This is a genomic window from Actinoplanes sp. NPDC051343, assembly GCF_044455125.1.
Taxonomy (GTDB): Bacteria; Actinomycetota; Actinomycetes; order Mycobacteriales; family Micromonosporaceae; genus Actinoplanes.
In genome coordinates this window covers 1-12996 of sequence record NZ_JBITEL010000009.1, presented here as the reverse complement: position 1 = coordinate 12996, position 12996 = coordinate 1, and the positions used below count along the sequence as shown (strand labels likewise).

Genomic DNA, 12996 nt, shown 5'->3' with positions numbered 1-12996 from the left:
TTCAGTGGTGGCGTCGGCGATGGCCGGGTTGCACGCTCTGGCGGGGTTCGGGGGATTCGCCAGGGTTGCCGGAGTTGGACGCGCTCGTGGACGGTGCCGGCGATGCCGATGGTGTGGGCGACGGTGACGTCGTCGGGGCGGTCGGCGTAGGGGCCGGCGGGTTCGCGCAACAAATTATATTTGTCGGCTTTGTCGTCCGAATCGGACTCGCTTTTTGCGGCGGACGCCGTGCCGGTTCCTGCGCCTTCCGCGTGTATCGACCCGTCGGCACGGTCGGCTCCGGCGGCCGTGCCGGGTCGATCACCGGTTTGCCCGGCGTCCGCGGCGAGCGCCCGATCCCCGACTCCGCAGTCGTCGCCGGCGGCACCGTCCCGGCCGCCGCCGGACCCGCATCCCGCATCGGCACCAGCCCGTTCACCGCCACCAGATAGGCCCCGGCCGCCCCGACCACCGTCATCACCCCGAACGCCGACACGGCGACCGACCGGCGCGTTGAACCCCTCCTCGGCTCCGGCATGCGACCGGCGACCGGCATGTCGACCGGCTCCGGACCGCAGTCCCACGCCGCTCCGGTGAAAGTGTTCATCCCCGTCGACGTCACGTCCGGGCCGTCGGCAGGCGGCTCGGACGGGCGCCGGTCCATGTCGTAGCGCACCGACCGCCACGCACCGGCCACCTCCGTACGGGTCCTGCGCCACACACTCATCGGGCTGACACTCCTTCGATCTGGCAGGCTGTACGTGTGAGTGATTCCGTTACCGCCGGTCCGGCCGGCTGGGTGCCCCTGCCGGACGTGGCCGAGAAACTCGACCTGTCGATCAGCAAGGTGAACCAGATGGTCCGCGACGGCCACCTGCTCGCCGTCAGGCGCGACGGGGTGCGCGTGGTGCCCGCCGAGCTGGTGGCGAACGACACCGTGCTCAAGCACCTCCCCGGCGTGCTCAACTTGCTGCGCGACGCCGGGTATAACGACGAAGAAGCAGTCCGGTGGCTCTACCAGCCCGACGAGGCACTCCAGGGCAGCGCGGCGGTCGGTCTCGGCGGCCCGATGGCCCGCGAGGTGAAGCGGCGGGCCCAGGCCCTCGGCTTCTGACGCCGTGCGCCATCTGGCCTACCTGAGCGTCCTGACCGGGTGCCTGGTCGCGGCCCTCTGGCTCGAGCCGGTCCTGAAGGTCGGCGTCCTCCGTCGATGGCGCCGGCTCCTGCTGACCGTGCTGCCGGTGGCGGCGATCTTCACGGCCTGGGACCTGGCCGCGATCGCCGCCGACCATTGGCACTTCGACCGCACCCAGGTCACCGGCGTCTTCCTGCCCGGCCGGCTGCCCATCGACGAGGTGCTGTTCTTCCTCGTCGTGCCACTCTGCGCGATCCTCGGCTTCGAGGCGGTCCGGAAGGTTCTCCGCAAGTGACCTACACCGTCGCCGCGTCCGTGGGCGTCCTTCTTTCGGTCGCGGTCGACCTGTTCGTCCTGCACACCCGCCTGATCACCCGGCTGGTCTTCTGGGCCACCTACCCGATCGTCATCGTCTTCCAGCTGCTCTCCAACGGCATCCTGACCGGCCGCGGCATAGTCCTCTACAACCCGCATGACATCCTCGGCCTGCGCATCGCCCACGCCCCGGTCGAAGATCTCCTCTTCGGCTTCGCGCTGGTCCTCCTGACCCTCTCCCTCTGGGATTTCTGGGGACGCAAAGGCATAGACCGGTCGTAGGCAGCTGCGGGGTGCGGACCGTCGCTCCCGCCGAGGGCCCGGCCGGGGCGAGCAGGGCGCTGGCGCGCCCAGAACGCTCACCCCGCCCGGGCGACGTGAGTGAGTGGTTGCGCCGATAAAGTGCCGATCCATGAGCTACGACCTGGAGTTCCTCCGGAAGGCCGCCGAGGAGAGTCTGGCCACCGGGGACGACGGTGCGCAGGCGCTGGACGCCGACGTCAGGGCCGCCGTCACGGCCGCCGTGCGGGACATCCTGGGCGAGATCACCGTCCACGAAGGAGAGCTCTACTGCGAGCTCGACCACGCGCCCACCGGCATCCAGGTCAACCTCTACCGGCACAGCGCCGCCATCACGGTCCCGCACCGGTACAGCGGCGCCGAGGCCACCGCGATCGTCCGCCAGATCTACGACCTCGGCCGCATCATCGAGCAGCACACCGGCCTGATCGGCTACGACCCGCAGACCGAACTCCCACTCGCCGAGGCCGCGGCCCGCCCCACCCTGGCCGCCGAGATCTTCGACCGCACCGCCGCCTCGATCGCCCGCCGCGGCATCCAGTGACCTACGAGCGGGTGGCCACCATCCGTCCCCGACCGTGATGGCGGTGCGGTGAGCCACCCCGGAAGAGGTCACGGCCCGGTTCGGAGCCGACGGCGCAGCGGGCCCGGACCAGGCGCTCGGCGGATAGGCAGCGGCGCGGCGGGCTCCGGCCAGGCTGGGCCCACCTGAGCCTGCGCCAGGTCGACTGGTCGCTCGGCTGATGGGCAGCGGCGCGGCGGGCTCCGCTGACGCGCTCGGGCGGGGTGGCGGTGTCGGCGCGGCGGGTCGGTCAGACGGTGCGGCGGATGGCGGCGTCGGCGAGTTCGCGGAGTACGTCGCGGGCCGGCTCGTCGATCGGGGCCTCGGCCAGTGCGGCCAGCGCGGCCGTCATCAGCTCGTCGATGCGGCGCTCGGTGGCGGCGAGCGCACCCGAATCGCGGATCAGCGCCCGCAGCTCGGCCACGCCCCCGTCGTCGAGGCCCTGGTTGCCGAGGCCGGCGTCGAGCGTGGCCCGGCCGTCGCCGCCGAGCGCCGTGAACGCGGCCGCCACCAGGTAGGTCCGCTTGCCTTCGCGCAGGTCGTCACCGGCCGGTTTGCCGGTTTGGGCCGGGTCGCCGAAGACGCCGAGCACGTCGTCGCGGAGCTGGAACGCTTCGCCGAGCGGCAGGCCGAAAGACGAATACGACAGGCGTACGGCATCGGGCGCGCCCGCCAGGGCCGCGCCGAGCAGGAGAGGCCGCTCGACCGTATATTTCGCCGACTTGTACCGGGCCACTTTGCCCGCCCGCTCGACCGACGTGTCGGCCGTGACCTGGGTGAGCAGGTCGAGATATTGCCCGACCGTCACCTCGGTGCGCATCTCGTCGAAGACCAGCCGGGCCCGCGACAACTCGGCCGCGCCGACGCCGGAGGTGTGCAGCATCTCGTCCGACCACACCATGGCCAGGTCGCCGAGCAGCACCGCCGCGCTGTCGCCGAAGCCGGCCGAGCCGCCCCGCCAGCCGGCCGCCGTGTGCCGGGTCTCGAACCGCCGGTGCACCGACGGCTCGCCGCGGCGGGTGTCCGAGCGGTCGATCAGGTCGTCGTGGATGAGTGCGCTGGCCTGCACCAGCTCGAGCGCGGAGACCGCGGTCACCACCGAGTCGGTGTCGGAGCCGCCGGCGCCGCGGTACCCCCAGTACGCGAAGGAGGGCCGCAGCCGCTTGCCTCCGCCGAGCACCAGGATCTCGAGGGTGTCGGAGAGTTCGGCCAGCGCCGGGTCGATGCCGAGCAGCAGCGCGCGCTGACCACCCAGGAAGGTGGCGAGCGCCTTGTCGACCCGGGATCGCAGCCCGGCATGGTCGGTGCAGTTCACAGGTGAAAACGCTAGCCGACCACCCGGTAGAGTCTTTGCGTGGCTCTCGGACTCCCTTCGCGTCTTCCCGGCACGCCGGCCATCGGCGAGCTCATCCGGGGCGCCGCGCCGACGTTCTCGTTCGAGTTCTTCCCGCCGAAGACCCCCGAGGGCGAGCGGCTGCTCTGGCAGGCGATCCGCGAGCTCGAGTCGTTGCGGCCCGACTTCGTCTCGATCACCTACGGCGCGGGCGGCACCACCCGTGACACCACGGTCGCGGTCACCGAGCGCGTGGCGGCCGAGACGACGCTGCTGCCGATGGCTCATCTGACCGCGATCGACCATTCGATCGCCGAGCTGCGCAACGTGATCGGGCGGCTGGCCGGGGCGGGCATCCGCAACGTGCTCGCGGTGCGCGGCGACCCGCCCGGCGACCCGATGGGCGAGTGGGTGCAGCACCCGATGGGCGTGCTCTACGCCGCCGACCTGGTGCGCCTGGTCAAGGAGGCCGGCGACTTCAGCGTCGGGGTGGCCGCGTTCCCCTACAAGCACCCCCGCTCGCCCGACATCGAGACCGACACGACGAACTTCATCCGGAAATGTCGCGCCGGGGCCGACTTCGCGGTCACTCAGATGTTCTTCGACGCCGACGACTACCTGCGTCTGCGTGACCGGGTCGTGGCGGCGGGCGGCGACACGCCGATCGTGCCGGGTGTCATGCCGGTGACCCGCATGGCGACCATCGAGCGGTCCACCCAGCTGTCGGGGGCGCCGTTCCCGCCGGCGCTCCGATCCCGCTTCGAGCGGGTCGCCGGTGACGAGGCCGCCGTGCGTGAGCTGGGCATCGAAGTGTGTGCCGAGATGTGTGCGCGGCTGATCGACGAGGGTGTGCCGGGCGTGCACTTCATCACGCTCAACCGTTCGACCGCGACCCGCGAGGTCTGGCAGCTGCTGGCCCCGGGCGTCGGCGCCGCGGCCGCGTGACCTGGGACGAGTACGCGTCGGCCTGGTCCCGGCTGCATGGGGGTTTCGATCCCCGCACCGGGTCGGTCTTCGTGCGCGGGTGGGTGCGGCTGGCGTTCACCCTGGGGTCCCGCCTGGCGTGGGCCGGCCCGAGCTGGGTCACCCTGTGCGGCCTGCTCATCTGCCTCGCCGTACCCTTCGCCGGGCTCGTACCCGGCGCGGCTCTGGTGCTCCTGGCGGCCCTCGCCGACACGCTCGACGGCGCGGTCGCGGTGCTCAGCGACCGGGCGACTCGGGCCGGCTACGTGCTCGACTCGGTGGCTGACCGGGTCGGCGAGGCCGCCTGGCTCACGGCTTTCTGGGTGGGCGGGGCGCAAGCCTGGGTGGTGGTCGCGGCCGGTGCCGCGAGCTGGCTTCACGAGTACGCGCGAGCCCGCGCGACCGCCGCCGGCATGAGCGAGATCGGCGCCGTGACGGTGGGGGAGCGGCCGACCCGGGTCCTGATCGCCGTGTTCGGCTTGCTGGGTGCGGGCATCGCCGGGCACGCCCCGCTCGTACTGACCGTGGCCGCCGCCGTGTGGCTCGGGCTCGCCGTGATCGGGCTCGCCCAGCTGGCGGTCGCGATCCGGCGCTCTCTTGACTGATCCGCTGCTCGCGGGCGCCCCCAATCGATGATCGTTATTCGGTTGTCCGGGGTGGAGGCCGCTTCTACCGTGGTGTCACCGGCGAGGGGCGTCCTCGGCCGGAGAGGAGACGGAATGAGTCGCGAGCCTGGGCAGGGCTGCCGACGCGGGTGACTGGTCCCGCCGCCGGCCGTCCGTTCCTGCCTGGGATCGGGCGGTTTTGGTGGGGGAGGTGAGCCACGATGAGCGCGGTTCTCGTTCTGAACGCCGACTGCGGGCCGCTGCACCGGGTCAGCCTCCGGCACGCGATCCGGATGCTGTTCCGCGAGGTGGCGGTGGTGCATGAGGCCGAGCCGGACGCCCGCATGGGCATCTATCCGATTCCGACGGTGGTGCGGCTGGTCAGCTACGTCGTGACCCGTTGGCGGCACAGCCGCGGGCCGGCGTGGTCGCGGGCCGGTGTGCTGGTGCGCGACGGGCGCCGGTGCGGTTACTGCGGCGGCGCGGCCTCGACGATCGATCACGTCGTGCCGCGCTCACGCGGCGGCGGCAACGAATGGCGCAACACCGTCGCCGCTTGCGGTCGCTGCAACAACCGGAAGGGCGACCGTACGCCGTCCGAGGCGCGCATGCCGCTTCTGGTGACGCCGTACGCCCCGACCTGGGCATTGGTCTGAGACGCGGTCGGTGGACCGGCACGGGGCGTGTCCACCGACCGTCCTGGCCTCGGATCATCCGGTAGCGGATGATCCGAGGCTACGATATTTTTCGTGCTCGATCTCACCGCCCTGCTCAACGCGGCCGGCCACGCCCTGTCCAACCGCTTGGCCGCGGCGCTGGCCGAGGTCGGCCTGACGCCGCGGATGCAGTCCGTGCTGGTCCACGCGATTGAGGAGGACCGCACGCAGATCGAGCTGGCAACCCTGGCCGACCTCGACAAGACCACCATGGTCAGCACCGTCGACGAGCTCGAGCGTCTCGGCCTGGCCGAGCGAAAGCCGTCCCCCACCGACCGGCGGGCGAGGCTCATCGTGGTCACCGCCGAGGGCCGCCGCGCCGCCGCCGAGGGCCGGCGGACCGCCGACCGCATCCACGCCTCCGCCCTGGCCGAAGTCAGCGACCCGGACGCCTTCGCCACGGCCCTGGCCACATTGGCCGAAGCCGCCCGCGGGCCGGGCCCGCAACCGATCCGTCGCAGCCGAGGCCGGTAAGGGGCTGTGGCCTTGGCCGACATCCCTTGCCGGCCCGGCATCGGTCCGGCCGTGGTGGAGGAATGCGGATGTTGCGCGGGCGCAAGGCGCCCGGTCAGCTGCTTGCCGCGGCCGGCAGCCCTTCGTTGGCCCGTGGGCGGGCGCGGATTCCGAAAAGTGCCGCGCCGAAGGCGAGGCCGGAGGCGATCAGGGTCGGGATGAGCGCGCCCAGGTGGACCATCGCCGAGCCGAGGGGGATGGCCAGGGCGACCGGGCCGAACATCACCGTGTTGGAGCTGGCGGCCACGCGTCCGAGCAGGTGGTCGGGGGTTTCGGTCTGGATGGCGGTGATCCCGGCGATCAGGGTCCAGGGCAGGCCGAGCCCGATCACGAGGCTGCCGGCGAGCGCGGGCGGAAACCAGGGGAGCGCCCAGGCCAGCCGGCCCAGACCGAAGAGGGCCGCGCCGAGCACCGCGACCCGGGTCGGCCCCAGCCGGGTGAGTAGGCGGCCGACGAGCAGTCCGCTGAGGATCGAACCGGCGCCCTGCGCACTGGTGACGATGCCGAGCCGAGTCGAGGGCAGGTGCAGGTCATCGACGAGGTGGGCGAGGACGGCCGCGTTGGTCAGGCCGGACATGCAGATCGCCACCGCGGCGACCAGCACCGGAATCCGAACCGCCGGCAGCCGGAACATCAGCGCCACGCCGGCCCAGGCGCCACGTCCGCCCTCAGAATCGTCATCGACCACGGAATCGACCGCTGCATCGGCCGCCGGCGCAGCGGACGGCGACCCGCCGGTCGAGGCAACGGTCGTCGCGGGCACGAATGACGAGGGGGCGTCCGCCGGCAGCGCGGCGGCGGGGTCGACCGGACGTGGGCCGATGGGGCCGCCGCTCTCGATATCCATGGCATAAACACCCGCGACCGCCGGATGAAGGGGATGCGGGCCGGCCGCCTCAGCGCCGGCAGTAGAGCGGGCGGCGGCCATGGGTGGACGGCTGTGCTGTGACCCGATGGGTTCCTCCCGCGCGACAGGCGCCGAGAGGCCGCTCGGGGCGGCATGCCGGCGGAGGTCGAGCAGGGTGTAACACAGCGCGGTGACCAGGGGGATCGCGGCGCACAGGAGGATCACCGGAGTAGCGCCCCGCCAGGCGTACAGGCCGGCCCCGGCCAGCGGCGCCACCAGCTTGGTGCCTTCCAGGGCGCTTGACCGCCATCCGTTGACGCTGCCCAGGGCGGCCGGGGGCAGCGCCGACGGGAGCATCGCCGTTTCTCCGGCGTCGACCAGGGCGGCGAAGATGCCCCTGGTGAGGAGGACGGCGAAGACCACCCATGCCGTGCCCGCGGAGTGGACCGTCAGCAGCGCGAGCAGCAGCATCGCCGTCGCTGCCTCGGTGGTCACCATCAGCGGGCGCCGGGGCAGGCGGTCGACTGCGGCGCCGATCCACGGGCCGAGGAAGACCGGGGCGTAGGTGCAGATGCCGGCCAGGGCGGCCAGCGGCACCGAGTGGGTCAGCTCGAGCAGCCACAGGCCGGCCGAGATGCCCATGGCGGTGCTGCCGAAGCCGTCGAGCAGCGAGATCAGAACGAACAGGGTTGCGTTTCTGCGCACGCTGCGCCTCCCGAGTTGAGCCGATGAGACTCACATCCTCGGAAGTTGAGTGTCGAGTTGTCAACCTGTTGGTGTGGCGGCCTCCAGCGCGGCGAGCAGGCGGTCCACGGCCGCCTGGGTCGGGCGGGTAAACGTGGCGGCGCTCGCCGACAGATCGCCCACAGCGTCGCTGGCCAGCGAAAACAGCCCTCCGGGCGGCGCCGTGAGAGCCGCGCCGAGAGTCATGCGGACGAGTTCGGCCCGGGGGAACCGGGTGTCCCAGCGGCGGTCGGCGCCGATGCGGCGGTCCAGTTCGGCGACCGCGTCGCGGAGATCGGCGATCGCGGCCGAGAGCCCGTCGTCAAGTGCCTGTTGACGCAGTCGGCCGACCGAGGTGGCGAGCCGCAGGCGTCGCTGCTCGGCCGCCTGGCGGCTGGCCAGACCGAGTGCTGACGCGATGTCGGCCCAGGTCGCACCGGTTCGCCGGGCCCGGTCGATCAGGTCGAGCTCGGTCGCGTCGAGCCGGGCCCGCGAGGCCGGGATGCCGCGCAGCGAGTCGAGGACGTCATCGGTCACCCGGTGAGGAGACCGCACGGCCGGGAGAATGTCAATGCTTCGTTGACAATGCGCGAAGGAGTGAAGCGGTGCGACCGAAGGCAGGCGTGGCCCTACGATGGCGTCCCGTGGGCATCGAGATCGACGGGGTTCATCACATCACGCTCCGGGTCAGCGACCTGGAACGGTCACGGTCGTTCTACGCCGGCGTGCTCGGCCTCGCCGCCGACCAGGACTTTCCGGGCGAGAAGCTGCGGTTCCGGCTCGGCCCCTACACCCGGCTGGTGCTGCATCCGCCGTTGCCGGGCACGCCGTCCGAGGACCGGTTCAGCGAGCGGCGTATCGGGCTCGACCACCTCTCCCTCGGCGTGCGCACGCGGGCCGAGCTCGAGCGGATGGTCACCGTGTTGCGCGGCTCGGGCGTGCGTACCCAAGGCGTCCGGGAACCGGGCGTGGTCAACTTCCGCGATCCCGACGGGATCGCCTGGGAGATCTACGAGCACAGCGGTCACTGACCGGTCAACTTCAGGCCGGGAGGCCGGGGGTCGCTATTCCTTGGGATCCTCGTAGTTCCCGAAGGCGCGCAGAATGCGTTCGGCTGCCCGGCGCCGGCGCTCGTTGCGGGACCACATGCTGGTCGCGGCGGCGCTCATGAGGATGAGCGATTTGGCACAGGGCCAGATGATGATGGCAATTCCGATCATTGTGGGGTCCAGCTGGTTCATGACGGGAGTTCCCCTCGGCATTACCGGTTGGGTGGGCTGCGATAAGAAATCATCCCTCCGGGACCCTTCTGAACTGGGAATACTTGACCCCTTATGGTGCTCGTCTGACAACATTTCCCGATCGGTCGCACACGGTCTGACAGGATCTGTCGATCGCCGTTTCCGAACGCCATTCCAAGATCCGGCACGCGGCGCGTCCGGTCAGTTGTCCGGGGGGTGGCCACATGCGATCCTTGGTGGTCTGACACATTGGATCTGCGACGCGGCTCGGAGCGTGCGGAGTGCCCATCGCCTTGCCAGGCCCAAACGTGGTGCCGGCGGGCCCCCATCGTGACCTCCTGGTAAAGCTGCACGAGCTGTACGGGCAGGCGGGACGCCCCGCGACCCGCACGATCAGTAAATGGATCAACGCCGATCGGTCGGGCCTGCTGGACACGGTCTCGCACGAGACGATCAATGCCACGCTCCGCGGCCGGCCGGTCCGCAGCTGGTCCAAACTCAGGTCGATCGTCGTGATGCTGTGCCGCCATTCCGAGCAGCCGACCGACGAGCAGCGGGAACTCGTCGACTTCAACACGATCTGGGTCCGCATCGACTGGCGGGAGTCCGGCCGCCCCGAACTGCCCTCCCAGCCGCAGGAACCGCCGCACGAGCCGCCGTTGCCGCGGATCGAGTCGCCGAGACGACCGGCGGTGGCGCCGCGGGTCACCTCCCGCGTCCACGGTGAACTGCCCGAGCGGCCGGCACTGTTCACCGGGCGCGAGGGCGTCCTCGACGAGATCGAGGCCCGGTTGAGGCGTTCACCGGAGACGCCTCTGATCCTGTACGGCCCGATCGGCTCCGGAAAGACGCAGGTGGCGGCCGAATACCTCCGTCAGCACCGCGACGACTACGCGATCACCTGGTGGGTGCAGGCCGACGACGTGGAATCGGCTCGCCGGTCGTTGCTCCGGCTCGCGCACGAGCTCGGCGTGGGCACCGCCGACAACGGGCGGCATCCGTTCGAGGAGCTCTTCGAGCTTCTCGCCCGCTCCGGCCCCTACCTGCTCGTCTTCGACGGTGTGATCAGCGGCGACATCCGCACCCTGATCCGTACGCAGGGCGGCAACGTCCTGGTCGCCACCCGCAACTCCGGGTGGGCGCGGGAGAGCCCGCACGACGCGCTGGAGATCGTCGACCTCGACGAGTCAGAGTCGTCGCAGCTGCTGCGCAAGCAGCACCCGGACATGAACCCGGACCAGGTGGCGCGCCTGATCGCGGTCGTCGGGCGGTCCCCGCTCGGCCTCACCGAGGCATGCCGCCTTTTGGCGGAACGCGCTCTGTCGTGGGAGGACCTGCCGGACCGTCTCACCGACCCGGCGAACCGTCTCCTGACCGGTCCCGCCGGGTCGGCGTCCCCGGCGATCGAGAATGTGCGCGCGATCGTGCGTGCCTGGCTGACCGTCGGCCCCGGCCTGATGCCGCTGCTCACGCTCCTGCTCGGATTCGGGCCGAGCCCGATCTGGCGGTGGATGCTGCAGGCCGGCGCGGCCGGCGACGTCTCGGCCGGCGTACGCCGCGTCCTCGGTGACCCGGGTGGCCTGAGCCGGGGGCTGAACACGCTCGTCGCCACCGGCGTGGCCCGCGGGCACGTCGGTGGCGAGTGGGTCGAGATATCGGCGATCGTCCGGCTCGCGCTGCGCGAACTGGTGCCCGAGGCACGCGCGGCGGCCAACCGCCGGGACGTGGCGGACATCCTGGTCATGGCCGATCCGGCCCATCCGGAGGAGTGGCGCACCCGCGACCGGCACCGGGCGATCGCTCCGCATCTGCGGCCGGCCGGCCTCATGGACTTCTTCCGCGCGTCGGTCTACCGCACGGTCCACCACCAGATCCGCTACCTGTTCCTGTCCGGCGACCTGAAGGGGGCCCAGCAGCTCGGCCGCGATGCCGAGACGGCACTGGGCGGGCAGAACGTGCTGGGCCGCACCGACGAACTGGTACTCCAGATCAGACGCGACCTCGCCAACGCCCTGCGCGCCGACGGTGAGTACGCCGAGGCGTACCGGCTGACCGAGCAGGCGATGGAGCGGATCGGCGCCGACCCGGTCTACCGCCCCGACCATGCGATCGCGCTCGACCTCGCGCGCAGCCGCGGGCACGACGTGCGCATCGCCGGGAAGTACCAGGAGGCGTACGACGTCGATCAGGTGACGCATCGGCGGCACGAGGCGGTGTTCGCCGAGAACGACCTGCGCCGCCTGGCCAGCCGTTACAACCTGTCGGTCAGCGCGCGCTTCCTCGGCCGCTACCGGGAGTCGGCCGAGGCCGACCGGGCCGGCCTCGACCGCCTGCAGGGCGACCTGGGCGGCAACCATCGGGCGTCGCGTCTGAAGAACGCACTGGCCGAAGATCTGTACGGCCTCGGCCGTTACGAGGAGATGGTGGACCTGCTGGCCCCGCTCCTGGACGAGGAGATCGGCCGGGAACTGCATCGGGCGCGCCGGATGACCGGCGTCGCTTTCCGCCGTACGGGCCATCTCGTCCCGGCGGTGGAGCAGTTGGGTGTTTGCTACCAGGCGTGCCTGAATCAGCTGGGCGAACGCCGGGAACTGACTCTGGCGGTCGGCCTGAGTTACGCCAACGCGCTGCGCGAACTCGGCCAGTTCGACACCGCCCTGCACTACTGCGAGAAGGTGGCCGACGACTACGCGAGGGCGATCGGCGAGGACAACCCGCTCGTGCAGGCGGCGCGCGTCAATGCGGCCGCGGTCCACCTGGCCAAGGGGCAGGCGAAGGCGGCCGAGGAGATCCTCGGCTCCGCTCACGAACGGCTGGCCGAACAGGTGGGGGACCGGCATCCGTTCACCGTCGTGGCGGCGGTGAATCGCGCGTCGGCGGCCGCCATGTCCAATCCGGTGTCCGCGTGGTCGTGGTCGGGTCGCGCCTATTCGGACGCTCGCGAGTTGTTCGGCGAGGGCCATCTCGACACGCTGTTCGCCGCGGCCGGATTTGCGGCCGACCGGGTGGCACGGCACGAGGAGGACGGCGGGGCGCCGACCGTTGACCACATTCTGTCCACTCTGCGCCGGCGATTCGGCCCCGGCCACCTCCTGGTGAGGCGCGTGGCCGATGGATCAAGAATGTTCCTCGACATCGAGCCGCCGTCCGCCTGAGCTTGTTGTCAAAAATTGTCAAAAGGCGTTCTGAGGCGGGGACGCCGACCGCGGTGCGACCTACCTTGAGCCATTGGCTGAAGATTCATGGTGCCGAGTCTTCAGCGTTGATCTGGTTTCCAGGACCTGAGGGGTCGACGTGGCTACTCCCTCTAAGGGATGGATTGAGTTCGCCTTGGCGGCTCTGCTGGCAGCGTCTGTTTTTGCTCAGCCCGTCCGCATACTTCTTCTCGCGACCGTCTGCAAAATCTTCAAGGTCGACGCCGAGGAAATCAAGAAACTCGTCCTCGATCAGGCCAAGGACCCCAAGGCGGGACCGACTGCCGAGAGCATCAAGGCTCTGGCGGCGTTGGTGACGGCGATCCGGGGTGGCAAGCTGCGCAAGCCCAGCCCGGGCGCGGCCGATGAGCACGGGACCGCGCCGGGCCGGCCGGATCAAACCCCGCCTGGACCGGCGGTACTGCCTCGCTAGGCCGACGGCCGGCGGGACGACGACGCCTGATCTCCAGGCGTCTAGTACTCCAGCCGTAGATCGTGATGGTTATGGATGTTGGTGCTGGTAGTGGCTGATTTTGGCTCGGTATTGATGCCGTCGGCGCCAGGTTGACC

The 12996-nt window shown here is 71.0% G+C and carries 16 protein-coding genes; 12 read left to right on the top strand and 4 right to left on the bottom strand.

Going from position 1 to position 12996, the window contains the following annotated elements; genetic code table 11:
- The first annotated feature begins 74 nt into the window (after positions 1-74).
- The 5 genes from ACIA5C_RS27965 (at position 75) to ACIA5C_RS27945 (ending at position 2273) form a co-directional block, all read left to right on the top strand.
- Positions 75-431 (top strand): hypothetical protein, encoded by a 357-nt coding sequence (locus tag ACIA5C_RS27965; protein ID WP_396059717.1) that lies wholly within the window; start codon positions 75-77, stop codon positions 429-431.
- Between the two features lie 311 nt (positions 432-742).
- Positions 743-1093 (top strand): Rv2175c family DNA-binding protein, encoded by a 351-nt coding sequence (locus tag ACIA5C_RS27960; protein ID WP_396059715.1) that lies wholly within the window; start codon positions 743-745, stop codon positions 1091-1093.
- 4 nt (positions 1094-1097) lie between these two features.
- Entirely contained in the window at positions 1098-1409 is a 312-nt protein-coding gene (locus ACIA5C_RS27955; protein ID WP_396059713.1) for a lycopene cyclase domain-containing protein, read from the top strand.
- On the top strand, positions 1406-1711 hold the full coding sequence (locus ACIA5C_RS27950) for a lycopene cyclase domain-containing protein (RefSeq protein ID WP_396059711.1): 306 nt from the start codon (positions 1406-1408) through the stop codon (positions 1709-1711). Before ACIA5C_RS27955 ends, ACIA5C_RS27950 begins: the two co-directional genes overlap by 4 nt.
- A 130-nt stretch (positions 1712-1841) precedes the next feature.
- A complete protein-coding gene (locus tag ACIA5C_RS27945) occupies positions 1842-2273 on the top strand; it encodes a hypothetical protein (protein WP_396059709.1) in 432 nt (143 codons plus the stop codon).
- Positions 2274-2541: 268 nt separating this feature from the next.
- Here the strand turns inward: ACIA5C_RS27945 and ACIA5C_RS27940 are convergent, their stop codons facing one another.
- Entirely contained in the window at positions 2542-3606 is a 1065-nt protein-coding gene (locus ACIA5C_RS27940) for a polyprenyl synthetase family protein (protein ID WP_396059707.1), read from the bottom strand.
- A 39-nt stretch (positions 3607-3645) separates the two neighbouring features.
- On the opposite strand from ACIA5C_RS27940, the gene metF reads away from it, so the two are divergent.
- The 4 genes from metF to ACIA5C_RS27920 all read left to right on the top strand — a co-directional run bounded on the left by metF (position 3646) and on the right by ACIA5C_RS27920 (position 6382).
- Positions 3646-4569, top strand: a complete 924-nt coding sequence (gene metF / locus ACIA5C_RS27935) for a methylenetetrahydrofolate reductase [NAD(P)H] (RefSeq protein ID WP_396059705.1) — start codon at positions 3646-3648, stop codon at positions 4567-4569.
- Positions 4566-5192: a CDP-alcohol phosphatidyltransferase family protein gene (locus ACIA5C_RS27930; protein WP_396059703.1), complete on the top strand. Its 627-nt coding sequence runs from the start codon at positions 4566-4568 to the stop codon at positions 5190-5192. Before metF ends, ACIA5C_RS27930 begins: the two co-directional genes overlap by 4 nt.
- Positions 5193-5413: 221 nt before the next feature.
- Entirely contained in the window at positions 5414-5848 is a 435-nt protein-coding gene (locus ACIA5C_RS27925; RefSeq protein ID WP_396059701.1) for an HNH endonuclease, read from the top strand.
- Between the two features lie 93 nt (positions 5849-5941).
- Entirely contained in the window at positions 5942-6382 is a 441-nt protein-coding gene (locus ACIA5C_RS27920) for a MarR family winged helix-turn-helix transcriptional regulator (RefSeq protein WP_396059699.1), read from the top strand.
- A gap of 94 nt (positions 6383-6476) precedes the next feature.
- On the opposite strand, the gene ACIA5C_RS27915 is transcribed toward ACIA5C_RS27920, so the two are convergent.
- Positions 6477-7973 (bottom strand): MFS transporter, encoded by a 1497-nt coding sequence (locus tag ACIA5C_RS27915; RefSeq protein WP_396059697.1) that lies wholly within the window; start codon positions 7971-7973, stop codon positions 6477-6479.
- A 60-nt stretch (positions 7974-8033) separates the two neighbouring features.
- On the bottom strand, positions 8034-8528 hold the full coding sequence (locus ACIA5C_RS27910; RefSeq protein ID WP_396059695.1) for a hypothetical protein: 495 nt from the start codon (positions 8526-8528) through the stop codon (positions 8034-8036).
- A gap of 107 nt (positions 8529-8635) precedes the next feature.
- On the opposite strand from ACIA5C_RS27910, the gene ACIA5C_RS27905 reads away from it, so the two are divergent.
- Positions 8636-9022 carry a VOC family protein gene (locus ACIA5C_RS27905; RefSeq protein ID WP_396059693.1) on the top strand — a complete coding sequence of 129 codons (387 nt, stop codon included), beginning with the start codon at positions 8636-8638 and terminating at the stop codon, positions 9020-9022.
- Positions 9023-9055: 33 nt separating this feature from the next.
- On the opposite strand, the gene ACIA5C_RS27900 is transcribed toward ACIA5C_RS27905, so the two are convergent.
- Positions 9056-9232 (bottom strand): hypothetical protein, encoded by a 177-nt coding sequence (locus ACIA5C_RS27900; RefSeq protein WP_396059691.1) that lies wholly within the window; start codon positions 9230-9232, stop codon positions 9056-9058.
- 293 nt (positions 9233-9525) lie between these two features.
- On the opposite strand from ACIA5C_RS27900, the gene fxsT reads away from it, so the two are divergent.
- Both fxsT and ACIA5C_RS27890 read left to right on the top strand, forming a co-directional pair.
- Positions 9526-12387, top strand: a complete 2862-nt coding sequence (gene fxsT, locus ACIA5C_RS27895) for an FxSxx-COOH system tetratricopeptide repeat protein (protein ID WP_396059689.1) — start codon at positions 9526-9528, stop codon at positions 12385-12387.
- A gap of 175 nt (positions 12388-12562) precedes the next feature.
- The gene (locus ACIA5C_RS27890) at positions 12563-12859 is read left to right on the top strand and encodes a hypothetical protein (protein ID WP_396059687.1); all 297 of its coding nucleotides are present in this window, start codon (positions 12563-12565) and stop codon (positions 12857-12859) included.
- The last annotated feature ends 137 nt before the right edge of the window (positions 12860-12996 follow it).

Bases quoted from the DNA above. Each gene is read 5' to 3' on its own strand.
- ACIA5C_RS27945 (WP_396059709.1), top strand. From the start codon at position 1,842: ATGAGCTACGACCTGGAGTTCCTCCGGAAGGCCGCCGAGGAGAGTCTG.
- ACIA5C_RS27925 (WP_396059701.1), top strand. From the start codon at position 5,414: ATGAGCGCGGTTCTCGTTCTGAACGCCGACTGCGGGCCGCTGCACCGG.
- ACIA5C_RS27900 (WP_396059691.1), bottom strand. From the start codon at position 9,232: ATGAACCAGCTGGACCCCACAATGATCGGAATTGCCATCATCATCTGG.